At 55.4% G+C, this 22,426-nt stretch carries 24 protein-coding genes; 11 read left to right on the forward strand and 13 right to left on the reverse strand.

Annotation, left to right across the window (positions count from 1 at the left end):
• The first annotated feature begins 10 nt into the window (after positions 1 to 10).
• The 4 genes from N6V40_RS13285 to N6V40_RS13300 all read left to right on the forward strand — a co-directional run bounded on the left by N6V40_RS13285 (position 11) and on the right by N6V40_RS13300 (position 2,562).
• The gene (locus N6V40_RS13285; RefSeq protein ID WP_396268666.1) at positions 11 to 1,069 is read left to right on the forward strand and encodes an efflux RND transporter permease subunit; all 1,059 of its coding nucleotides are present in this window, start codon (positions 11 to 13) and stop codon (positions 1,067 to 1,069) included.
• Between the two features lie 170 nt (positions 1,070 to 1,239).
• Positions 1,240 to 1,683, forward strand: a complete 444-nt coding sequence (locus N6V40_RS13290; RefSeq protein WP_242632426.1) for a MarR family winged helix-turn-helix transcriptional regulator — start codon at positions 1,240 to 1,242, stop codon at positions 1,681 to 1,683.
• A gap of 44 nt (positions 1,684 to 1,727) precedes the next feature.
• The gene (locus N6V40_RS13295; protein ID WP_131087953.1) at positions 1,728 to 2,147 is read left to right on the forward strand and encodes an organic hydroperoxide resistance protein; all 420 of its coding nucleotides are present in this window, start codon (positions 1,728 to 1,730) and stop codon (positions 2,145 to 2,147) included.
• Positions 2,140 to 2,562, forward strand: a complete 423-nt coding sequence (locus N6V40_RS13300; protein ID WP_131087952.1) for a DoxX family protein — start codon at positions 2,140 to 2,142, stop codon at positions 2,560 to 2,562. Before N6V40_RS13295 ends, N6V40_RS13300 begins: the two co-directional genes overlap by 8 nt.
• A gap of 101 nt (positions 2,563 to 2,663) precedes the next feature.
• Here the strand turns inward: N6V40_RS13300 and N6V40_RS13305 are convergent, their stop codons facing one another.
• Both N6V40_RS13305 and N6V40_RS13310 read right to left on the reverse strand, forming a co-directional pair.
• Positions 2,664 to 3,278: a DUF305 domain-containing protein gene (locus tag N6V40_RS13305; protein ID WP_131087951.1), complete on the reverse strand. Its 615-nt coding sequence runs from the start codon at positions 3,276 to 3,278 to the stop codon at positions 2,664 to 2,666.
• Between the two features lie 95 nt (positions 3,279 to 3,373).
• Positions 3,374 to 3,760: a DUF6153 family protein gene (locus N6V40_RS13310; protein ID WP_262197957.1), complete on the reverse strand. Its 387-nt coding sequence runs from the start codon at positions 3,758 to 3,760 to the stop codon at positions 3,374 to 3,376.
• A gap of 318 nt (positions 3,761 to 4,078) precedes the next feature.
• On the opposite strand from N6V40_RS13310, the gene N6V40_RS13315 reads away from it, so the two are divergent.
• The 4 genes from N6V40_RS13315 to N6V40_RS13330 all read left to right on the forward strand — a co-directional run bounded on the left by N6V40_RS13315 (position 4,079) and on the right by N6V40_RS13330 (position 7,156).
• Positions 4,079 to 5,212 carry an LLM class flavin-dependent oxidoreductase gene (locus tag N6V40_RS13315; protein WP_262197958.1) on the forward strand — a complete coding sequence of 378 codons (1,134 nt, stop codon included), beginning with the start codon at positions 4,079 to 4,081 and terminating at the stop codon, positions 5,210 to 5,212.
• Positions 5,196 to 5,654, forward strand: a complete 459-nt coding sequence (locus N6V40_RS13320; protein WP_131087948.1) for a MarR family winged helix-turn-helix transcriptional regulator — start codon at positions 5,196 to 5,198, stop codon at positions 5,652 to 5,654. Before N6V40_RS13315 ends, N6V40_RS13320 begins: the two co-directional genes overlap by 17 nt.
• A gap of 113 nt (positions 5,655 to 5,767) precedes the next feature.
• Entirely contained in the window at positions 5,768 to 6,454 is a 687-nt protein-coding gene (locus N6V40_RS13325; protein WP_262197959.1) for a hypothetical protein, read from the forward strand.
• Between the two features lie 108 nt (positions 6,455 to 6,562).
• The gene (locus tag N6V40_RS13330; RefSeq protein WP_262197960.1) at positions 6,563 to 7,156 is read left to right on the forward strand and encodes a dihydrofolate reductase family protein; all 594 of its coding nucleotides are present in this window, start codon (positions 6,563 to 6,565) and stop codon (positions 7,154 to 7,156) included.
• Positions 7,157 to 7,167: 11 nt separating this feature from the next.
• Here the strand turns inward: N6V40_RS13330 and N6V40_RS13335 are convergent, their stop codons facing one another.
• Both N6V40_RS13335 and N6V40_RS13340 read right to left on the reverse strand, forming a co-directional pair.
• A complete protein-coding gene (locus N6V40_RS13335) occupies positions 7,168 to 7,644 on the reverse strand; it encodes an SRPBCC domain-containing protein (RefSeq protein ID WP_262197961.1) in 477 nt (158 codons plus the stop codon).
• A 67-nt stretch (positions 7,645 to 7,711) separates the two neighbouring features.
• The gene (locus tag N6V40_RS13340) at positions 7,712 to 8,245 is read right to left on the reverse strand and encodes a GNAT family N-acetyltransferase (RefSeq protein ID WP_131087945.1); all 534 of its coding nucleotides are present in this window, start codon (positions 8,243 to 8,245) and stop codon (positions 7,712 to 7,714) included.
• Between the two features lie 359 nt (positions 8,246 to 8,604).
• Here N6V40_RS13340 and N6V40_RS13345 point away from each other — a divergent pair, with 359 nt between their 5' ends.
• Positions 8,605 to 9,645: a D-alanyl-D-alanine carboxypeptidase family protein gene (locus N6V40_RS13345; protein ID WP_262197962.1), complete on the forward strand. Its 1,041-nt coding sequence runs from the start codon at positions 8,605 to 8,607 to the stop codon at positions 9,643 to 9,645.
• 198 nt (positions 9,646 to 9,843) lie between these two features.
• On the opposite strand, the gene N6V40_RS13350 is transcribed toward N6V40_RS13345, so the two are convergent.
• From N6V40_RS13350 to N6V40_RS13370, 5 genes are all read right to left on the reverse strand, one after another.
• Entirely contained in the window at positions 9,844 to 10,710 is an 867-nt protein-coding gene (locus N6V40_RS13350) for a carbohydrate kinase family protein (RefSeq protein ID WP_262197963.1), read from the reverse strand.
• Positions 10,711 to 11,018: 308 nt separating this feature from the next.
• Positions 11,019 to 12,446 carry an SH3 domain-containing protein gene (locus N6V40_RS13355; RefSeq protein ID WP_262197964.1) on the reverse strand — a complete coding sequence of 476 codons (1,428 nt, stop codon included), beginning with the start codon at positions 12,444 to 12,446 and terminating at the stop codon, positions 11,019 to 11,021.
• Between the two features lie 407 nt (positions 12,447 to 12,853).
• Positions 12,854 to 14,332 (reverse strand): MFS transporter, encoded by a 1,479-nt coding sequence (locus tag N6V40_RS13360; protein ID WP_262197965.1) that lies wholly within the window; start codon positions 14,330 to 14,332, stop codon positions 12,854 to 12,856.
• A 197-nt stretch (positions 14,333 to 14,529) separates the two neighbouring features.
• Positions 14,530 to 15,348: an IclR family transcriptional regulator gene (locus N6V40_RS13365; RefSeq protein WP_262197966.1), complete on the reverse strand. Its 819-nt coding sequence runs from the start codon at positions 15,346 to 15,348 to the stop codon at positions 14,530 to 14,532.
• On the reverse strand, positions 15,348 to 16,409 hold the full coding sequence (locus N6V40_RS13370; RefSeq protein ID WP_131087939.1) for a D-2-hydroxyacid dehydrogenase: 1,062 nt from the start codon (positions 16,407 to 16,409) through the stop codon (positions 15,348 to 15,350). The genes N6V40_RS13365 and N6V40_RS13370 overlap by 1 nt, the downstream gene beginning before the upstream one ends.
• A gap of 118 nt (positions 16,410 to 16,527) precedes the next feature.
• Between N6V40_RS13370 and N6V40_RS13375 the strand changes: the two genes are divergently transcribed.
• Together N6V40_RS13375 and N6V40_RS13380 are read left to right on the forward strand one after the other, a co-directional pair.
• Complete coding sequence (locus N6V40_RS13375; RefSeq protein WP_262197967.1) at positions 16,528 to 16,914, forward strand: NAD(P)-binding domain-containing protein; 387 nt, start codon at positions 16,528 to 16,530, stop codon at positions 16,912 to 16,914.
• Positions 16,887 to 17,471: an NAD(P)-dependent oxidoreductase gene (locus N6V40_RS13380; RefSeq protein ID WP_262197968.1), complete on the forward strand. Its 585-nt coding sequence runs from the start codon at positions 16,887 to 16,889 to the stop codon at positions 17,469 to 17,471. The genes N6V40_RS13375 and N6V40_RS13380 overlap by 28 nt, the downstream gene beginning before the upstream one ends.
• A gap of 27 nt (positions 17,472 to 17,498) precedes the next feature.
• Here N6V40_RS13380 and N6V40_RS13385 read toward each other — a convergent pair whose 3' ends face one another.
• Genes N6V40_RS13385 through nadA form a run of 4 tightly spaced genes read right to left on the reverse strand, consistent with a single transcriptional unit; the run spans position 17,499 to position 22,397 of the window.
• Positions 17,499 to 18,641 (reverse strand): cysteine desulfurase family protein, encoded by a 1,143-nt coding sequence (locus N6V40_RS13385; RefSeq protein ID WP_262197969.1) that lies wholly within the window; start codon positions 18,639 to 18,641, stop codon positions 17,499 to 17,501.
• Positions 18,638 to 19,504, reverse strand: a complete 867-nt coding sequence (gene nadC / locus N6V40_RS13390) for a carboxylating nicotinate-nucleotide diphosphorylase (RefSeq protein WP_262197970.1) — start codon at positions 19,502 to 19,504, stop codon at positions 18,638 to 18,640. Before nadC ends, N6V40_RS13385 begins: the two co-directional genes overlap by 4 nt.
• Positions 19,501 to 21,120 carry an L-aspartate oxidase gene (locus N6V40_RS13395; protein ID WP_262197971.1) on the reverse strand — a complete coding sequence of 540 codons (1,620 nt, stop codon included), beginning with the start codon at positions 21,118 to 21,120 and terminating at the stop codon, positions 19,501 to 19,503. Before N6V40_RS13395 ends, nadC begins: the two co-directional genes overlap by 4 nt.
• Entirely contained in the window at positions 21,117 to 22,397 is a 1,281-nt protein-coding gene (nadA, locus tag N6V40_RS13400; protein ID WP_262197972.1) for a quinolinate synthase NadA, read from the reverse strand. The genes N6V40_RS13395 and nadA overlap by 4 nt, the downstream gene beginning before the upstream one ends.
• Positions 22,398 to 22,426: the final 29 nt, after the last annotated feature.

A 22,426-nucleotide genomic window follows, 5' to 3' on the forward strand; every position in this document is an offset into this window, starting at 1 on the left:
CGACCTGCAGATCCCTACTGCAACTGGTCCGAAGAAGCTGCAGGATCTGGCCAAGGTTGATCGCACCAAGGTAGTCCAGCAGGTCACCACCTCTAACGGTGAGCGCATCGCTACGGTGACGCTGACCCCGGATGAAAACATGCTGGGTAAGGTTTCCAAGGAAGTCACGACCAAGCTTGATTCGGTCGATCTTCCAGAAGGTGCCAGCGCAGAAATTGGTGGCGCTGCCACCGAGCAGGCAGACTCGTTCAACCAGCTCTACCTCGCATTGCTGGCTGCTGTAGCCATCGTTTACGTCATCATGGTGGCCACCTTTAAGTCATTGATTCAGCCACTGGTGCTTCTGGTATCCATTCCATTTGCTGCCACCGGCGCCGTCGGTCTACTGCTGATCTCGGGCATCCCGCTGGGTCTGCCGTCGCTGATTGGTATGTTGATGCTGGTGGGCATTGTGGTCACTAACGCGATTGTGCTGATCGACTTGATCAACCAATATCGTCAGCCTTCCGCTGAGCGTGCGGCCATGAGCCTAGAAGACGCCATCACCCATGGTGCGCGTCAACGTTTGCGTCCGATTCTGATGACCGCATTGGCCACCATTTTTGCGCTGATTCCAATGGGTCTTGGACTGACCGGACAGTCAGGCTTCATCTCACAGCCTCTGGCTGTCGTGGTGATCGGTGGCCTGGTGACCTCTACCTTGCTGACCTTGATCCTGGTCCCCGTACTCTACCGATTGGTTGAGTCCCGTAAGGAAAAGCGTGCGGCACGTCGTGCCAATCGCAAGCACTCCTCACAACAACAGACCGATTCCGCTGATCTTGCTCTGGCGATGAATTCGGCCACCGCAAAGATCACTGCCCCGGCCAGTGAGTCGACGGTTCAAGGCGAGAAGCCTGAAAAGTCAGAAACCGACCTAACTGACAAAGTCGAAAGTAAGACTTCTAAGGCTCCTGTCTCGAATGATCCAGTGGTTCATCCCATGACCGGCCAGATCCCGAGCACACGTCGCGAACGACGGACGATTGAAGAGATGATCAATAAGTCCCCTAAGGCTTCTGAAGATTAATCTCGGCCTCGACTAGGCGGCGGACCAGACACCAAACTAACGGTGTCTGGTCCGCCGTTTTTCATCTTCAGAGTCTCCGCCAATTGCTCAGCGTGGACATCATGACCGCGTGAAGCACTTCACCACAAATTTAAGTTGCGCACAATCTAATTACGTGCAATGATTAATGCATGGCGATAGTTGATGAAATGGTTTGTTTCTCCCTGTACTCGGCAACCCGAGCTACCACCAGGGCCTACACCGAGCTGCTAGCTCCGTGGAAACTGACCTACACCCAGTACCTGGTCCTAGTGATCCTCTGGAATGAAGGATCGCAGCCGGTACGAGAAATCGGTGAGATGCTCCAGCTGGATTCCGGAACGCTCTCCCCGCTGTTACGCCGACTGGAAAGCAAAGAATTCATCAAGCGTCAACGCAGCGAGACAGACACTCGCGTAGTCAACGTTCTACTCACCGAGCAGGGCAACAATCTACGCAATGAACTAGCGCATATCCCAGAACAAATCGCTTGCGGCACGGGCCTACCCGACATCGCCAGCGCCAAAGCTTTGGTGAACTCATTGCATCGGCTTACCGAATCAATGCAAGAGATCCCAACTATGGACAGCAAATAATTTACTGCCCACCAGCACGTATTCCCCCTAAGAAAGGCAGAACCATGGAAACCTTGTACACCGCAGAAGCATTGTCCACCGGCCAGGGCCGCGAAGGTCGCGCACAGACCCCGGATGGCCGTCTTGATCTGGTTTTGACTGCCCCTAAGGAATTGGGTGGAACCGGAATTGGCACCAACCCAGAGCAGCTCTTTGCTGCCGGCTACTCGGCTTGCTTCCACTCCGCACTAAACACCGTGGCTCGTGCACGCAAGATCAAGGTTGAGGACTCCAGCGTTGGTGGCCGAGTGAACCTGCACCGCGATGGCGATGCCTACAAGCTGTCGGTAGAGCTGGAAGTTATCATCCCCGGAATGGATCACGACGCTGCTCAGGAACTTGCTGATGCAGCTCACGCCGTGTGCCCATACTCGAACGCCACCCGTGGCAACATCGACGTGACCGTCACCGTTTCTGATGACTAATCAACTCAGCAAGCCAAGGCATACAGCACGTCTGGTGCTCGGCGCATTCCTGACCTACGCGGGCGTTAGCCACCTGAGCTTTGGACGCCAAGAATTCCAGGCGCAAGTTCCACAGAGCCTTCCGTTGGATCCTGACTTAGTGGTTATATTGTCCGGCGTGGCAGAAGTGGGTCTAGGTCTATCGCTACTGACCCTGCTCAAGAAGCGTGTTCACGTCGGTTGGATAGTGGCACTGTTTTTTGTCGCAGTATTCCCCGGCAATATCGCACAGCTACTGGATCACCGCGATGCCTTCGGTTTAGATACCGATGGCAAGCGATTGGCTCGGCTGTTCTTCCAGCCGGCGCTGGTTGCACTGGCACTCTGGGGAACCGGAGCTTGGCGTGACCGCGATCAGTTGCGTTCAAAGAGCTGAATACCTCATAAGTTCAACTAAACGGTGAGTGCCATGCGGCACTCACCGTTTAGTTTTATCTAATGCTCACTGCCCCAAAGGCAAGCAGCACAGCGTCGAGGTTAGAGTCCGCTAAGCAGCTCTTTCATCTCTTGAATTTCACGATTTTGATCTTCAATGATGTTTTTTGAAAGCTTGATCGCTTCAGCATCTGACCCTTGATCCACTTCAGTCTTGGCCATGTCGACCGCGCCTTCGTGATGCGTAATCATCTGCTGCAGAAAGAGCCTTGCAGCGCTAGTTCCTTCGGCCTTTTTCAGGGCCGCAATGTCTTCATCTGAAATCATGCCGTCACCGTGGTTCATTTGACCGTGATCCATGCCTTGAGGCATTTTCCAATCGGCTAGCCAACTGTTCATGAGTTCAATTTCCGGGCCCTGAGCCGACTTGATCTTTTCGGCCAGCTCCCGAACCTCTTGTGGAATATCTTCCTTGCTCAGCAGGTCCTCGGACATGTCCAGAGCTTGTTGATGGTGGGCCTTCATTCCGCTGGCGAAACTCATATCCGCCGAATTGGCGGCACCCGATTCCGTGGCTGGCGCCGAGGAAGCGTGATGTCCGCTGTCGTGAACCGAGGAACTTGGTTCGGCCACCTGCCCGGATTCGGCTGCGCAAGCGGTGAATGCAAACAGGGTGCTTAGCGCCAGGGCGCTGAAATATAGATTTTTGTCCTTCAAGAAAAACTCCTACGGTGGGTGAAAGATGTCGTGTGCCGGCTTAGCCTTGGCACAAAAGAGCGAAACGGCAGGTCAAGATAGCGCCTGCCAATATTTCACGTTCGACAAATCCCCAACGCGGTCAAATCTGGCCTCGTCGCCCATACTCGTGAGGTGGCATTCACTGGTCGATAGACACTTTCCACCACAGCGGAAATACCTAGAACCCTCGGAGGGCGCACAAGTAGCAATAGCGCCAGCAAGGCGAGAACGCAGCCTACTGCTGCCATGTCATGGTCCATCGGACAGTCAGCACAACCGTGCGATCTTTCTGGAACGCTCTTGGCATCGGCAGAGGCGCGAGCCCCATGATGGGCAACTATCTGTTCATGGCTCGTTGCTGGAACTGGCTGAGGTTGTGTGGCCGGTGCCAGCAGCACATGCATGGAAAGCAGGCCGATAAAAACTGAACCAACGAGCAACGCCACGCGTACTAAGGTCATCGGAGGAATCCTCCGCTGACCGAGGCGCACAACGCTACTAGATTGATTCATCTTCACTACGATAACCAATCATCACCGGTGTCGCGAAACCCGGCGAGATTGATCACTACTCATGGTCAGCACCCGTCACCGAGCCCCATCCAGCATCGCTGTGCACGATGCCTTGTTTAGCTGGTACCGCTTCTTGCGCCATCGGAACTGACGGCGAGTTTTCTAAGCCTCAGGGAATATTTGACGCTTCAACTTGTTATTACATGCATACGCATATAAATTTGAGGCAAGCGCACATCGCAACAGCCCATAGATTCAGGAGTGGAAATGCAGTTCGGAGTATTCTCAGTCAGCGACATCACCCGCGACCCAACCACCGGCCGTATCCCGACCGAAAAGGAGCGCATCGACGCTTCGGTAGCTATCGCTAAAAAGGTAGAAGAAATTGGTATGGATGTGTACGCCATCGGCGAGCACCACAACCGTCCATTCTTCTCTTCCTCGCCGACAACTACCCTGGCTTACATCGCTGCGCAAACTGAGCGAATTATTCTTTCAACCACCACCACGCTGATCACCACCAATGACCCGGTGAAAATCGCAGAAGACTTTGCCATGCTTCAGCACCTTTCCAATGGTCGTGTGGACTTGGTCTTGGGCCGCGGTAACACCGGACCGGTGTACCCATGGTTTGGCAAAAACATGCAGGACTCAGTGAACCTGACCGTTGAGAACTACAACCTACTGCGCCGACTGTGGGATGAGGATGTGGTGAGCTGGGAAGGGAAGTTCCGTACTCCCCTACAGAACTTCACCTCCACCCCGCGTCCGCTTGATGATGTTGCACCGTTCGTCTGGCACGGCTCAATCCGTACCCCACAGGTAGCTGAAATCGCTGCCTACTATGGTGACGGTTTCTTCGCCAACAACATCTTCTGGCCAAAGGAGCACTACCAGCAGCTGATCAACCTGTACCGTGAGCGTTACGAGCACTACGGTCACGGCAAAGCACATCAGGCAGTGGTTGGTCTTGGCGGCCAGTTCTACATGGCCAAGGACTCGCAGCAGGCGGTGAAAGAATTCCGTCCATACTTCGATAATGCGCCGGTTTATGGCCATGGTCCGTCGTTGGAAGATTTCACCGCACAAACTCCGCTCACCGTTGGTTCCCCACAGCAGGTCATCGAAAAGACCCTGGCTTTCCAGGAATACTTTGGCGACTACCAGCGCCAGCTCTACTTGGTGGACCATGCAGGTCTCCCACTGAAGACCGTGCTGAATCAGTTGGACATGTTTGGTGAGTACGTCTTGCCAGAACTGCGCAAAGAAATGGAGTCACGTGCTCCAAACGACCTGACTCCAGCTCCAACCCATGAACGCTTGGTTGTAGCTCGCCGGGCTAAAATGGAAGCTGACTTTGCAAATACCAAGGAGCCAGTAGCAAGTGACCGAGACCAGTAAACCGGTAGCCTCGCTCAAGAGCACCACCGATGCTTGGGAGTCACTCTTCCGAGCACAGGTGGCGGTCATGCGTCACATCAATTCGATGTCCGAGTTCGGCAAGCTCTCCATGCGCGAATACGACGTATTGTTCAATTTGCGCAACTGCCCCGAAGGCAAAAGCCGCATGGTTGATCTGAACAAACATCTGCTCATTACCCAACCTAGTTTGAGTCGAATGATCACTCGCTTAGAAGAGCGAGGCTTGGTAGTCCGTGAAGCAGATCCAGATGACCAACGGGCCTCACGGCTCTCGCTGACCGATCAAGGTCTCAAAGTTCAGCAGGAAATCGGCCGTGAGCATGTTAAACATCTTCATGAGCTTTTGGGTTCAGCACTGAGCGAAGAAGAATTTCACGAATTAGAACGGTTGAGCACGAAGTTGCACCGCGCCATTGACTAGTTCATCATTACAGACCCGGTAGGTCAGGCTCGCGCCCCGCCTACCGGGTTTTCTGGCACCATTGAACTAGGCAACAAAATAGTCGGACCTAGACCAGCACCGAAGGAAGATCATTGTTAGAAGATGAGCAGCTACTTTCGTTAGACGTAGCAGCTAGCCAGCTTGGCGTTCCTACCAAGGATCTAAGAACTTACCTTCAAAAGCAGCGCCCCAAGGGCGGTGTCCAAATCCCGAATAAGCCCGGCGGCAACTGGCACCTGCAACCCGCGTTGCTCACCCAGCTCGGATTCGCTGGCGCCCCGGGACTAAACGCACCGTTGGTACCTATCAGCGACGAAACCCTAGATTCGCTGGACTGGTCCGAGTGGATCCCCTTTGCTCAGGCAGCCAACGAAGCACCGGCGCTTCCTGGTGTTTACATGTTTCGCCAGCAAGGCAGCGACTCAAATCCACCGCTGTATATCGGAGCTGCCGGCGAACGAAACGGCAAGGGTGTGCGCGGTCGGTTAAGAATCTATTCTTCCGGCAAGGGCGCAACCTCCGGTCTAGGCAAACATGCCATGGATCGGGCACTGGCAGATCCCGCCTGGGTGAAAGAACTACTCCAACAGGCCGAAGCTGGAACCGCAGACAAAGTTGAGTCTGTAGCAAGGCGCGCCATTGACCGCCTGGACGGTGAGATCAGATGGGTGACTTGTGTGCACCGCAAGGCCGCCGTAGTTTTGGAATCTGCACTACTAAAGAAGCACGCCGCCACGGTGTGGAATGTTGTTGGTGTTCCTAAGGACGCTGATTCCTAAGCTTCGACGCGTTCCGTGCGTGATTTGCTTGCATCTACTCTCTGACCGGTTCACTGTAGGAGTACCAATACTCAAAGCGTTTCTCCGATGATGAATTGAGGTCTAGTGATGGGGCTAGTTACTTGCGATGTTACGGTTTCCTCTGATGGTTTCTGCGCCGGACCGAATCAATGCTTAGAAACTCCGCTAGGCGAAGGCGGAGAGAAACTGCATCGGTGGCAACTTGAGCGCACCGAGGAAAATACCGCCGAGATAGCGGCCATTACCGAAGCCTCAGCGTTCATCATGGGCCTGAATATGTTTGGCCCACCAGAACAAGCCCTTGAGTCCGGCTGGAGCGGTTGGTGGGGCGATAATCCTCCGTACCACGCACCGGTTTTTGTACTAAGCCACCACCCTCGACCCACACTTCGCCTTGATGGTGGCACAAGTTTTCAGTTTGTCACCCGCGGAATTCAGGAGGCGCTCTCCGAAGCCAAGGAAGCTGCCGGCGAAGGGCAGGTAGCCATCGCTGGCGGCGCCAACACGATCGTGCAGTTCTTGAACGAGGGACTCATTGATGAACTGCGCCTACATATCGCGCCGATTCAGCTGGGCAAGGGCGAAGCGATCACCGTAGAAACAATCGAGTCGCATATGGACCGTTACTCACGACGAGAAACTTCGCTAGCCACCCACTTGTACTACCGACGTCGCCGCTAGATTCGTCGAGATTACTTGTAGAAGCCCTCACGCAGGTTGATGCCGTACTCCAGCCAAGCTTTCATCGCGGCCATCATCCCGGTCCATCCCATGCAATTGCCAAAGGCCGCTTTGGCGCCATCAGTGGTGGCTTGCCACGAGGTTTCGGTGATATCGACTTTAGTTCGTGTGTCATTATCAACGGAAGTGAAATCGAAGGTCACGGTGTTCATCGCGTTATCTGAGGTGGTGTGCTCAGCGCCCCATTGAATCACGATTTTCTTTGGGGACTGCGCCTCAATGACTTTGACCGGGAAAGCGCCAGGGAAATCATGAAAATCCCAGGTGAGCGTTTCCCCGGTTTCAGCACGGCCCTTAGCCCCACCAGTGGTGAAGTAGCTAGAGAGTTTTTCGGGATCAGCAACGGCTTCGTAAACCTCGGAAATCTCTTTGGAGATAAATCCTGAGACGGTGAAGGACAGTTGCTCTAAATCTTGATCTGATGCCATGTTTCATGTCTACGCGTAGCGGTAGGCTCAGGCAACACTTCGCTACTTTTTTACCGAGAATTCTGAGTCAAACACCGAAGGGCTTGGCATACTGGTAATGACCGGTGGGCAGCTTCCGCTCATCAAAGACCCGGACCATAAAATGATCGCCCCAGGTGCTGTCGCTCGGGTTGATTCCTCGCGCGAGTGCCGGCTCATATCCAAATCGGCGGTAATAGCCCGGAGCACCCAAGAGGACGATTCCACCAAGAGCTTCTGCTTCGGCCTGATCATGGATGCTCTGCATCAAGATCGATCCGACGCCGCGGTGCTGGTATTCCGGGGCTACCGCTAGTGGGCCTAACCCGAGAGTCGGTACGCCAGCGATGTTCCCCCACGTGGCAATCACGTGGCCAATGACAGCGGTGCCATCCAAAGCGACCAACGAGAACCTGGAGTCATACTCGTCGCAGTCGAACAGTTCTTGCAAAAGTGAGACCTCTTCAGGTTCCACCATCGGGTCTATTCCGGCGAAGGCTGCATGCGTAACTGCATACACCGCAGCACGGTCATCAAAGACTTCTGGACGGATATGCATGATCGCAAACTTATCAAAACTCACCGAGCAAGAAAAATTCTCCTCTCAGATTGATCAACCCGTTCGGGGCGTCAGGTCCGATCAATATGCTCGCCGACCACCTCATTCAAAAGCGTTTGTGCATGCCAGCTCATAACTACCGGTATCGCTTCCACCGCTGGCTGAACACATCGTAATAATTGAACTCGCAGCCGCCGGCACAAGATGACGTATCCACCTGTCTCTGACCGGGACATTCACCTTTTGACACCAATGAAGACTGGCTTCGATAAACCGCAGGCAAGTAGAACATTCATCTTCAACCAATTGCAGAAACCTTGAATCGGAGGGCGATTAGTGATGAAATGAGCAGCACATCACTCGAGATCCGAATGGACACACGCATGAAATCGCCACGCATGCTTAGACTTTCTCTGGCCACGACGCTAAGTGTTGCGTTAATGGCAACATTGATGCCGTTAGCTCCAGCCTCTGCCACTTCGAGCATTGCTGCGCCGAGCGAAATCAGCACCCAAGCACTCTCGGTAGACTCGGCGGTACACATAGCTGCACGCAAGATCCAGCGTGATCCGAGCCGGACCGACGTATTTGTGAACAAGAGCTACCCGTTGAGCCCCAAAAAATACGCACCTAAGACAGTTGCAGTACCAGGCACTAACGTTCGCCTGAAATCTTCGGCATCATCTGCTTACACCACGATGGTCAAGGCAGCAGCCAAAGACGGAGTCAAGATTCGTGCGGTCAGCGGCTACCGTTCCTACGCCCGTCAGGCGGAGCTCTACAACTACTACACACGAATCTACGGTCAGAGCTACGCATCTAAGATTTCGGCCGTCCCCGGAACCAGCGAGCATCAAACGGGCCTGGCCATCGATGTTGGAAACAACAACAGCGCTTGCGGCCTGCAAGCCTGCTTTGCCGATACTCCTGTTGGCCGTTGGGTTGCAAAGAATGCACATAAGTACGGCTTCATCCTTCGTTATCCGAAGGGCCAAGAATCGATCACGGGATACTCGTACGAGCCATGGCACTTCCGCTACTTGGGAACGTCACTGGCCAAGAGCTACAAGAACTCAGGCGCGAAAACTCTTGACGCCTACTACGGTGTTGCCGGAAGCAAGTCCACCACTCCTCCTTCCAAGAGCGCCAAGGGAACGGCAAAAACAAGCGCAAATTTGAATATGCGTAGCGGCGCTGGCACCGGCAACCGAATTTTGCTGACCATTCCTAACGGCAAAACCGTCAAGCTCACCGGTTCCAAGAATTCGGGTTGGTACCAGGTTCAGTACAGTTCAAAGACCGGTTGGGTTTCTGGCAAGTACCTAAAGAACATCTCCATGCCATCGAATACGTCCAAGGACACTCCAAAAAGGATGACTCCAAGACCATCAAGGCAAAGTCGGCTAAGACGACTGAAAACCTGAACATGCGATCCGGTAACGGAACCAACCACCGAATCATCTTGACAATCCCCAAGGGTAAAAAGGTGAGCGTCACCGGTTCCAAAAATCGGGGTGGTACCCAGTGAAGTACGCCGGTAAAAACGGTTGGGCCTCTGGCAAGTACTTGCGTTAAATCATCACAATAAAATGCCGCAGCCCTTGGACATAGTCAGCTAACTGCTAATCAATCGGCTGCCAGAGCTCGGCGAGCACCGGATGCAAGTGCCTGGTTTTTAGAGCTTCTGTAGCTTGGTGCGCGGCCGCGCTTAACGCTTCCTGGACGTCGTTACCGTTCAGAGTTGCAGCGAGGAACCCTGCCATGAACGCATCGCCTGCACCGTTGGTGTCAACTATTGTTGCCGGTGCGGCTGCAACCTGGTGCCGGGTGCCGTCAGCTTCCAAGGCGATCGCACCTTTGGCACCCAAGGTGCACACCGCCAGCTGCGGGCCACGTTCAAGACAGGACTTCATGAGCGTCCAGGGATCATCAGTTCCGTCGTCATTCATGAAGACTGTGCTGGCCCGGCTCAGAAATGGTTCGTGGAAGGTCGAGGACCCGTCATAGTCATGTAGATCCATCCACAGTGGCGGGTGCTCAACAGGTAACAAATCCAAGAGGTGCTGGCCCACGACGCTGAGGTCGATGACCGCAACACGTGCGCCCATTACTGCCTCACAAAGGGCTGCTACCGACGCGGCTGTTGGTGCAGAGACCGTAGAGACATAGACGGAAACTCGGCTTCCACCAGCCATGAGGTTAACGTGCCGTTCGGTGTCCTTGCTTGGGATGACCTGAACGTGGACTCCGGCGGTTTCGAGCAGGATTTTTACCCGAGTGCCATCTGTGTCCTCATCCAAACTGGTCCATAGCTCAACATCCGCTGCCAGCCCGGCCAGATGCAGTGCTTTACCCGCGCTTGTTCCGCCTACCGTGTGCCAGGCTGACTGTGCGAACTGCGTGTGAGGTACCGGTTCTGGTAGGTGATCCATCTTGATCAGATGATTCCATGTGGCCGGACCGGCAATGACAATGCGGGATGAGGCCATCAATGGTTCTCCTGAGATATCTGAAACGTCTGCGGGGCGGAGCCCAAGGTTCGGTGAAGCACATATCAAATGCGGGGTCAGGTCCTTCCCCGCAGACAGCGTTCACAACACGCCCAACCTATAACACGCTGTAGCCAGGCGCCAGAGTCTTGGAGCTGAAGGGCGAAAGCTCTGTCAGGTTTCATTGGCCCGCTGCCCTTCACGCCCCGGCTGCGGTGCGACGAGCCAGCACTCCGGCTGCCGAGGCCTATTAAAGCAGTAGACGCTTGAACACAATATTCAAGCGTCTACTGCTTTGTGCGTTGCTTTTAGCCGTTCAGCATGCGGTAGTTTAGTGCCCCACCGGTTGCAGAATCACCAAAGGTCTCCACATGGATATGGTTCATGTGTCGGGTGTTGTCAGTCCAGTTGTTTGTGAACTGAGTGCCGTACTTACCTGAAGTAGAGTATGGCTCCCATCCCTTGCTCTCACCCAACCAGATCTTGTCCTGCCAAATCAGGTAGCTGATGCCCAGCTGCTGACGGTTATCCAGAAGGAACTGAGCGATGCGGTCACCGGCCTGAACGCCTGAGGCGCTCTGGTAATTGCGGATCATCACGTCTACTGCTCGTCCTGAGCTATGGCCTACAGAGCCTGAACGCAGAGTGCCCAGTGAGGTGAAATCGCCGGCGAATAGTCTGCTGACAGTGTTCATGACCAGTCGGGTATCGCTGCGCACCCCGCTGGTTGACGAGCCAGTTGCCGAAGTGCTCAGGTAGCTAGAGGCGACATAGCCAACACCAACACTGCCGGAAACCTTTGACCAGCCGGCCTCGGCACTGAGTACCTGAACCTTGGAACTAGCCGGAACAACTCCCTTGATCTGGTAGTTAGTTCCCGGACCGGAACGAAGGTTCACGCTGGAAGTGGCGTAGGCAGTCTTGGTAGGAGTCTGCTCTGGTTTAGGCGCTGGTTGTGGCTTCTGCGGCGTAGCGGCATTGCCGAGGTACGACTTGCTGACCCAGCCTGTTCCCTTGGAAGTTGAAACCTGAGCCCAGTTGCCCGAGGAGCGATAGACCTTGACCTTTTCGCCCTTGGGGATCACACCCCGTGAACGGTAGCTGAGTCCAGCACCGGTACGCAGATTCAGGTTAGCTGTGGTGTAACGAGAAGTGCTCGTTGTTTCCGGGGTGGACTTCTCTGGGGTCGAGGAACCGCCCGAGGACTTGAGGTAGCTGGCCTTGGACCAGCCGGTGCCCTTGGAAGAAGAAACCTTGGCCCAGCCACCTGAAGTTTTCAGGACGGTGACACGCTCACCCTTAGGGATCACACCCAGCGAGCGATAGTTGGTTCCACCGCCACTGCGAAGGTTCAGATTGGCAATGGTGTAGCGCACGGCGCCACCGTTGTTTTGCGACGCGGAGACGGTGGCTAGGTAGGAGTTGGAAGACCAACCGGTCTTGCCAGCGTATCGAACCTTGCTCCATGATCCGCTGGTGCCCAAAATGGTGAGTTTGGTTCCCTTGGGAATGACCGCCAAGGTGGCCGAAGATGTGCTGCCCTTGGCACGCAAGCGCAGATTCGCCGTGGTGCGCTTGGTGACTGTGGACTTTGCAGCTGCGACGTTGAGCTTAGTCGAAGGCAATGATTTGGGAACTTCAGGGGTGGCTGCGGTTGCAACCGCTGCCTGTGCACCTGTTCCGATGGTCATGGTTACGGCCAGCGCTAAGGCGGCACTACGTCCAGGAATCCTCATAGGGTCCTTCTGTTTGTGGCTCAGTGCAGTCGCTTGCCACCTGATGTGCGTGGTCTAGCGCTACCCGAACTAATGATGCGAGTTGACTTTAGTTTTGGCCTCAGCCACGAGACTGCGCCGGTGCCGCGCCCTATTATGGACTGCGCCCAGTGTAACTTTGCCACATCGCGGCGCTCTGCGCACCTAAATTCAGCCATCTCAGCGCCAAAACTTACGCCGAGTAACAAGTTTTTCGTCATTTTACTACTTCTGGGTAGTCCAGACCACTAAACCAGTCCCCCAGTAGCAGGGTTCACAAAATTAGTGTTTTGCCCAGAACAAAGCGAACCTCCAAGCAACCGAGTTGCTTGGAGGTTCGCGTTTTGAGTTTTGGTTATCTACCCACGGTCATTTGTGGCCGTTGGGATCTACCGTTCGTCCATCGAGACCGGCTCCCGGTCTACGGTGAAGGAGGTGCGAGCAGAAACTGCCGAGGCACCCATACCTTGACTGCCGGAGAGCCAGACATCGTCGCCTGCTTCTACCGAGGAAATCTTGACTGCATCGTCGGTGCGGGTCAAATCTCGACGCAGGGTTTCAGGAACCAAGAAGGTCGAAGCTACGGTGATGGCCGAAAGCACTGCCATATACAGTCCCAAGACCAACCAGCTGCCATCGGTGATGGCAATCAGGTAGGCACCGAGCACACCGGCCAAACCACCGGCGAGCACTGCAGAGATTTCGCGGGCCATAGCCACACCCAAGTAACGGTGACGACTGCCAAAGAGTTCAGGAAGCATGGCGCACTGTGGGCCAAGCATCGTGGCAACACCAATGCCGATGCCCACTGCGATCACGGCAATGGCCAAGGCGTGGCTGCCCAGGGTCAAGGCCCACCATGCTGGCAGTGAGTACACCAGCATGAAGACCGCGCCGGCACGATAAATGATTCGACGTCCGAAACGATCAGAGAGTGCTCCGGCAAACGGTACCGAGAAGACACCGATCAGCGAACCAATAGTCACACCCCAGGTAAGCAAGCCCTTGTCGGCTTCTGGACCCACAACGGTGACAAAGAAGCTCAGTGCCAGGCCCTGGAACATGTAGGAGCCACCGTTTTCCGCCATGCGCAGACCGATACCTACCAGCACGCCGGGGAAACCGTTGCGGAAGAGTTCACGCAGTGGGTGCTCTGAAACCTGCTCGCGCTTTTCCATCTCAACAAAGGTTGGGGTTTCTTCCAGCTTTGAACGGATAAGCACGGCCAGGATGATCAGCAAGAATGATGCTAGGAAAGGTACACGCCAGCCCCAGGTCATCAATGCTTCTTCGGGAAGCATGGTCAGCAGCGAGAACACCACTGCGGCCAGCAGAGTTCCGGCCTGAATGCCGATAAATGGCAAGGCCGAGAAGAAACCGCGTCGCGCAGTTGGCGAGTACTCTGCCATCAGCACGGTAGCGCCAGCTTGTTCGGCGCCTGCGCCGAAGCCCTGCAAGAGGCGCAGGAGCACCAGCAGAATTGGGGACCAGATGCCGGCCATCTGATAGGTCGGCAATACACCGATCAGGGTTGATGCGCCGCCCATCAGCATGATGGTGATGATCAGGACAATCTTTCGCCCCAGCCGGTCACCGAGCATTCCGAAGAACAGGCCGCCAAAAGGCCGAGCAATAAATCCAACACCAAAGGTGGCGAATGCTGCCACCGTGGCCATGGCCGGATCGCCTTGCGGGAAGAAGAGCACATTGAAAATCAGCGCCGTGGCCAAGCCGTACAGAGCGAAGTCGAAATACTCCAGTGCACTACCAATACTCGAGGCCAAGGTGGCCCGTTGCAGGTTTTTAGCGTAGTTCGCATCAAGTGCTGAACCGCCGGAGCCGGTGGCTCCCGTTGGCGTTGAATTCATGGTGGTCTCCTTTGACGAGTGAAGCACATCACTTCTACCTGAATTGAAGATACCAGCATAGCGAACGCTGTACAACATATTGGACACATTATTTTTGGTTGATATTTCTTGGAAAACAAAAGCGCCACCTCGCACGCCCTTCACAAGGGGAAACGAGGTGACGCTCTAAAACACTATTTAGTTTTCGCTAGAGACAATTAGTCTCGTGCGGCGCGGGCTCTCCAAGGATTTTCAAGACGCGCAGCCACTTCGCGTAGTGCAGTACCTACAGCAGCCACACGTAACGGGTCAGCCTGATCCATCGGAATAGCAGTTCCAAGAGCCAATGGCGGATCACCTGGCGACCAGGCAGCCAACGGTACGGCTACGCCGGTAACGCCACTGGTTGAATGCCCTTCATCCACCGCAAATCCACGCTCACGCGCCAGCGTCAAACGTTGACGAAGTTCCTTCGGCGTCACTTCCAGACCATCAATCCCACTGCGCAATGGCAGATTCTGGTCGATATGTTCGGTCAGCTGATCTTCGGTGAGCGACATTAGCAGCGCATTACCCGCCGCACTAAAGACGGCCGGTAGCCGCGAACCCAGAGGAGCACCAAAGCGGTAAGGCATACGCCCCTCATGACGAGCCAAGTACAGCGCGTCCGCGCCATCAAGCATGGCAATCTGCACCAGCTCACCACGCAGGGTGGGTGAGGATGAGATGAGCCCGAAGAATTCGCGCACCTGATTGAACTGCAGCGAGTACGCTCCGCCAAGTTCGGCATTGCGTCGACCCAGTCCAAATCCGTCACTGGTGCGCCGTATCATTTCGCCGTCTTCCAATGCTTGGCAAAGGTTGGCGCAGGAGGATTTGGCAATGCCCAAGGTTCGTGCGAGCTCACTAAGTGAGAGCGCACGACCATCGGCTTCAGCAAGCAGACCTAGAATTCCCAAGGCTCGGGTCACCGCCGGCGCAGGGTCTCTATTACCCCGTTCGCCGGTGCCTTCAGTAACCTCAATTTCGCTTGTCATTAGTAGAATTCTACGGTGTCGACCTTGTTGCGCAAGTCCTGACCATCCAGGAAGCACGTTGCATTATGAGCGAAGAGACGAGCGATTCGCGTAGTCTCTTGGCTGCTCAGCGCAGCTGTATGCGGACTGATCAAAACATTCGGGTGATCCCACAAAACGCTGTTCGGATCCAACGGTTCCTGAGCCACCACATCAAGGGCAGCAAATCCGATTCGACCGGCCTGCAATGCAGGGATGAGCGCAGATTCATCAACCACAGTTCCACGTCCCACGTTCACAAAGATGGTTCCTTCGCGGACCGCTTCAAAGACGTCAGCACCCAGCAGTCCTTCGGTACTCTTGGTGCCTGGAAGCGTGGCGACAATGGCATCTACCTGACCAGCCACTTCGGCCAGCTTGGAAGGATCAATCAGTCGATCTACACCCGTAACCGGTTGGCCGCTACGCGAGGTTCCCCAAACGGTAGATCCGCAGGCCTTAAAGCGTTCCGCTACTGCGGTACCAATGCCGCCGAGGCCAACAACAAGAATGGTCATCTCATCTAGATGGCGCATACCCCAGCGTTCCGAGGGCCAAAACTTATTGGCTTGGTCAGCTTCAAGCTTGCGCAGATTCTTTGCACCGGCCAGAACACCAAAGAGGGCAAATTCCGCCAGAGTTGAACCGTGGACTCCGGCACTGGTGGAGAAGGCGACGCGCTCCAGTTCTTCCGTGGTCAGCCCTGCGGCTTTAACTTGCGCGCCACCACCGGCAGCAGTGGTGTGCACCCAGCGAAGTTCCGAGTTTTCGCCCACGGTCTTCTTCAGAAGTCCTGGGTTTACGTCCGGAATTCCAAAGAGTGCCTGTGATGAAGTGATGATCTCTTGATAGCGTTCAGCTTGTTCGGCCGTGCGCGTGAACTGCGGATCACCCTCCCAGTCACCTTGCCAGCGCTGGGGCCGGTAAAGCCCCGGTTCATAAATGAAATCCAAGCGGGGTTCGAGTTCTTGCATGAGTTCAATATCTGCTGCGGGTACATCTACGGCGATTCCCACGCGCAGGCGTTGTGTTGTAGGCGTCATTGCTCTGTTTTCCTTCCGTCTGGTGACAGCATAGCGTCTTGGACAGTATATTGAACAGAGTTCTCTATATTGACCACCCTTTTTTACGTCGTTCCACTTCACAACAAAGGAGTTGCTGATGAATTCACCAGTACAAAAGAACACACCTCTTGTAGGCGTGATCGGTCTTGGAGCCATGGGACGTCCTATGGCCAGACTGCTAGCCGAGGGCCACGGAGTGGTTACCGTGACTTCCAGCCGACCGGAAGACCAGGTGCTCACCGACCTACGATCAGAGTTGGAAGACGGCACAAACCCAGAAAACATTCGGTGGGCATCCAATGCGGCACAACTAGCGGCCGAATGCGATGAAGTTCTACTTATGCTTCCGGACCTTCCACAGATCAGCGAAACCCTGGAAGGCCCCCAAGGACTCTTGGCCGGGCTGGAACAGCGATCCGAAACAGCCCCACCACTACTGCTTCTTATTGGCTCCACGTGCTCGGCCCCGGGGTACGCAAACTAGCTGAAGACCTCACCGCACGTTTCGGCGAGCGCATTTACGTCGTCGACGCACCGGTCTCAGGCGGTGAGGATGGTGCCAAAGCAGGCACGCTTTCCATCATGCTTGGCGGATCACAAGCTCTTTGTGAACGAGCATCTGAGGCATTGGCACCTTGTGGCACGTCGGTGCGTCTAGGCGAACTCGGGTCCGGTCAGGTTGCTAAGGCGTGTAATCAATTGGTTGTCAGCGCCACCATCTTTGCCTTGGGTGAAGCGTCGGTGTTGGCTGAGCGTTCCGGGCTAGATCTGGAAGCCATGTGGGACCTATTGGGTCACGGGTACGCGTCGTCGCGCCTACTTGATAGCCGTAAAGATCGGCTGGTCTCAGGTGATGATTCACCTTCTGGTGCTATCAAGTACATGCGTAAAGATCTTCACGGTGCCAACGAGATCGCCGAAGCCACCGAGACCAATGTGGTGTTACTGCCCCAGCTACGTGCGGCCATTGAGGAAGTCATTGATGCGGGCCTTGGCGACCGAGACATCTCCGTCACCAAGCGTTTTGTCGCTGAGCGGTAAGCTGCTGACCGCTAAGCCTCTGGCTGCTTAGCTCACCAGAGATTTGATGGTGGCGACCACCGCGCTGGCTACCTGACTGATCTCGTTTTCCTTGGTGCTGCGGGTGAAGGATAAACGTACGGCGGTATGTGCGAGTTCCTCCTCGTACCCCATGGCCGTGAGCACAGCTGAGGGTTCGGTGCTTCCGGCCGAGCAGGCCGAACCAGAAGAGCACAGCACTCCTCGACGTTCTAACTCGATGAGTACTGTTTCGCCCGCGGTGCGTGGGAAGACGAAGGAAACGATGCCGCCGATTCGTTGTTCAGGATCCCCGGTGAGTTCTACTAGGCCTGGCGCGATTGCGTTCACCTCCTTGGTGATGCGCTCAATGAGGTACTTCGAGTAGCTATCACCGACTGATGCTTCACGCTGCTCGGCGCCGAGTTGCAGGGCTCGTGCGATTCCTACTGCAGCTGCTGGGTTCTCAGTGCCTGAGCGTACACCGCCTTGTTGTCCCCCACCGTGCAGTAAAGGGACCAGGCGATGACGGTTGCTGAAGTACAGGACTCCGCTTCCTTTTAATGCGCCAATCTTGTGCCCAGAAATGCTCAGTGCATCAACGTGGGAGGCGAGCAGCGCAACGTCCAGCCATCCAGCGGCCTGTACCGCATCGGTATGCATCAAGGCACCGGCTGCGTGTGCAAGTGAAGCTAGTTCCTTGATGGGTTGGATGGTTCCAACTTCATTGTTCACCGCCATCACCGATAGCACTGCGACGTGCTCATCAATGAGGTCATTGGCTGCGTCCATGTCCACGATTCCGTTACGCCCTACCGGGATCATGCGGTGGGTGAAGCCATGGAACTGCACCAGATAGGCGCAGGCCTCTAGTACAGCCGGGTGCTCAATGGAACTGGTCACGACAACTTTTCCACGCGGATTGGCCAAGGCTGCACCGATCACTGCAGTGTTATCGGCTTCGGTGCCACCAGAGGTGAAGTAAATTTCGCTTTCGTCTACCCCGAGGTGATCGGCAACTTGAGCGCGGGCCCAGTCGCTGGCGCGCTTAGCTTGGTGGCCCAATTCGTGTAGGGACGCCGGGTTGCCGTAGTTGCTAGTAAGTAGCGGGGTGACGAGGTCAAGAACCTCTTGTCTCGGCGGTGCGGTGGAGGCGGCGTCCATGTAGATCATGCAATAACCATATCCAAACCGAGGTCAATGGCTCGCACCGAGTGGGTGATGGCTCCGCTGGAGATGATGTCCACGCCCGTTTCAGCGATAGGTCCGACAGTTTGAGCGCTAACCGTGCCGCTGGCTTCGATGATGGCCTGCCCATCAATGAGCTTTATAGCTGCGGGGATGTCTGCAAGATCAAAGTTATCCAGCATGATCACATCTACCCCGGCTGCCAGAACTGCGGGGATCTGCTCGATTCGATCCACTTCAACTTCCATGGCGGTGGTGTGTCCCAACCGGGCGCGAACCGCTACCAGCGCTTTAGTGAGCTCTTCACCCTCACCGAGCAATGCCAGATGGTTATCTTTGGCCATGAATGCGTCGGAGAGATTATCTCTGTGATTCACTCCCCCACCACAACGCACTGCATACCGTTCAAGTACCCGTAGGCCCGGTGTGGTTTTTCGGGTATCGGCAATGCGAGCTTTGGTGTGCGCAACGAGGTCTACCAGCTGCGCTGTAGCTGTGGCGATAGCGCTCATACGCTGCAATAGGTTCAGTGCTACCCGCTCTGCGGTCAATACCGAGGCTGCTGGTCCGTGAACTTTGAGCAGTTGCGCTCCAACCTCAAATTTTTCTCCGTCCTGGATCAGCGCAGTGACCTCAATCTGAGCATTGATCATTTTCATGGCCCGGGTAAAGACTTCGGCTCCGGCAAGTACTCCAGGTTCACGTGCGCTGACTACTGCGGTAGCCACCGCGCCCACCGGGACGATGGAATCTGCAGTGAGATCTCCCCGTGGATTGTCTTCAGCAAAAGCGATGTCCAAGATGCGATCAATAGCTTGGGCCGGTACTGGACGGATGGGCTGGTTCATGCGTGGACTTCCTTGCTTTCAGACTGATTGATTATTGGCTTCGCGGTATCTAGGACCCAACCGAAACGCTGTCTGTTGTTATCACTGCCAGCTGGCGCATCAAGTCGGTGATGCGCTCCGAGACTTTGTTTACGGGTCAGCGCGGCGTAGGCAATGATTCGTGCGCTGGTGAACAGGTTGTTGAGTTCAATTTGGGCACGTTGCTCTTGAGCTACCGGGACGCTGGCATCCAGTACGGAAATTAGCTGTTCAAGTCCATGCCCGCTGCGGTGTACGCCGAGGTGCTCACTAGCCAATGCTTGTAGCTGAGCTAGGTCCAATGGCGCTTTGGTCCACACCGGTGGCAACTGGGTAACTTGTAGGTCGCTGAGCTCGCAGACTCGTGTCGGTGCATCGGTACTCATGACGTAGATGGCTTTGCGGGCAAAGACCATCGCTTCCAGTAACGAGTTGCTGGCCAAACGATTGCCCCCGTGCACAGTGGTATTGGCACATTCCCCGGCTGCATAGAGCCCTGGCACACTGGTACGTCCATGGGTGTCGGTGTGGATTCCACCCATGACATAGTGCTGGGCTGCCACCACAGGTACTGGGGCCACTGCAAGATCCAGTCCGCACGCTTTCAGCCGCGCGCTAATGGAAGGGAAACGGCTGGCGAGGAACCCTTCTTCTCTCTGGCTCTCTATTTCGCGGGCGTCGATAAAGACTTGATGGCCTGCTTGGTATTGGGCGTGGATCGCTCGGGCCACCACGTCGCGTGGTGCAAGCTCTGCCAGCTCATCAATCTCCAGCATGAAGCGCTGGCCGAGTTCATTGACCAAGACGGCACCTTCGCCACGTACCGCTTCGCTGATCATGCCGGCATTCGGGTGAAGTGCTGGGTCAACCAAGGTGGGGTGGAATTGAATAAATTCCAGATCACTAATCACCGCTCCAGCACGGGCAGCTAACGCAATTCCGTCAGCGGTTGCACCTTGCGGGTTGGTGCTCGCTTGGTACAAGGAGCCGATACCACCGGTAGCGATGAGCACCGAATCAGCCTTGAAAGACTGTTGCTGATTTCCCTGTAGATAGTTCACCGTGCGCTGTCCATCATCACCGGAAACGATTTCGGTGACCAGAGCATGTTCTAGAAGATCTATTTTCCCTTCATAGGCAGCGGCGCGAACGGCCTGTGTCAGCGCAGCGACTAATCCTGCGCCCGTAGCGTCTCCGCCTGCATGCAGAATCCGATTAGCACTGTGCGCGGCTTCCAGCCCAAGTTCATAGTTGCCTGCCGTATCGGTATCAAAGTGGACCTGATACTTTTCCAGCGTGCTGACCAGCTCGGCAGCTGCACCGCATAGTTCCTGAACCGCATTTTGACCGCCGTACCAGGCACCAGCGCGCAAGGTGTCAGCTACGTGGCTAGCCACGCTATCTCCTACTGCCTCACCTTGAGCTGTCACCGCCGAAAGTCCACCTTGAGCGCAGGCACTGTTTCCGGCACCTAGTTGCTCTTTGGTCACCATGACTACTGGCAGTTCTAACCGAGCGGCCTCCAATGCTGCGCAGAGTCCAGCCACACCGGAGCCGATAATCACCAGCTTCCGGTCTTCCTTTAATGCCTTGTTCATGGCTTTGCTGCCAGCATGCGCTCTAGGGCAATTTTTGCGTCACCCTGCTGTTCTTTTGGCACAGTGATCTGGTTGACTACGCGTCCTTCTACCAGTTCCTCTAGTACCCAAGCGAGATAGCCGGGGTGGATCCGGTACATGGTGGAGCAGGGGCAGATCACTGGGTCAAGGCAGAAGATCGTGTGCTGTGGGTACTGGGCAGCCAGACGATTGACCATGTTGATCTCGGTACCAATGGCGAAGGTAGTTGGTTCCGTAGCAGCAGCGATAGCTTTTTGGATGAAGTCGGTGGAGCCAGCAGAGTCTGCTGCGTCGACAACTTCCATTGGGCATTCGGGGTGCACTATGACCTGTACACCGGGGAAGTCTTCACGCGCCTTGGCAATTTGGGCCGGGGTGAAGCGCTTGTGCACGGAGCAAAAACCGTGCCACAAAATGACCTTGGCGTCGAGTAAAGTCTGGGACTCATTGCCGCCCAGTTCTTTACGCGGTGTCCACATTGGCATCTGCTCTAGTGGCACGCCCATAGCCTTGGCGGTATTACGACCCAGGTGCTGATCAGGGAAGAACAGTACCCGGCGTCCGCGTTCAAAGGCCCATTCCAGGACGGTCGCTGCGTTGGATGAAGTGCAGACCAATCCCCCGTTGCGACCCACAAAAGCCTTGAGTTCAGCGGAGCAGTTCATGTAGGTCACCGGGATAACCGGCATCCGTCCGTCATCTTCTTCATCTGCGTACAGCGCCGTGAGGTCCTCCCAGCACTTTTGCACGCTGGGACCATCAGCCATATCGGCCATCGAGCAGCCAGCAGCCAGATTGGGCAGGATAACGGCCTGGTCATCACGGGAAAGAATGTCGGCGGTTTCAGCCATGAAGTGCACACCGCAGAAGATGATCGCCTCGGCCTTGTCACGGCTCAGGGCTGCGTTGGCCAGCTGGAAAGAGTCACCAACAAAGTCCGCGTATTTCACCACTTCATCGCGCTGATAAAAGTGTCCGAGGATAACTGCTTTCTCCCCCAGCTTTTCTTTGGCCGCCACGATCCGAGCATCCAATTCAGCATCGCTGGCTTTCAGATACTCTTCGGGAATGGAGCCCTGCACCGGGTACCCGGAAGGAATCTTGTCCTCTTGGGAAGCTCCGGGACCATAACCGGCTGGGGTATCCCACGGGTTTGCGGCCAGGTCGGTGGAGCAGGTGGATTCTGGAGCCAAGAGGTTTAGCCGGGTGATGTTCTGTGCGACAGATCCAAAGTTGTCAGTTAGTTCGGTGCTCATGGGGTTGTCCATTTCTTGCGAATCAAAAA

The sequence above is a fragment of the Glutamicibacter sp. M10 genome, from assembly GCF_025452055.1.
Lineage (GTDB): Bacteria > Actinomycetota > Actinomycetes > Actinomycetales > Micrococcaceae > Glutamicibacter.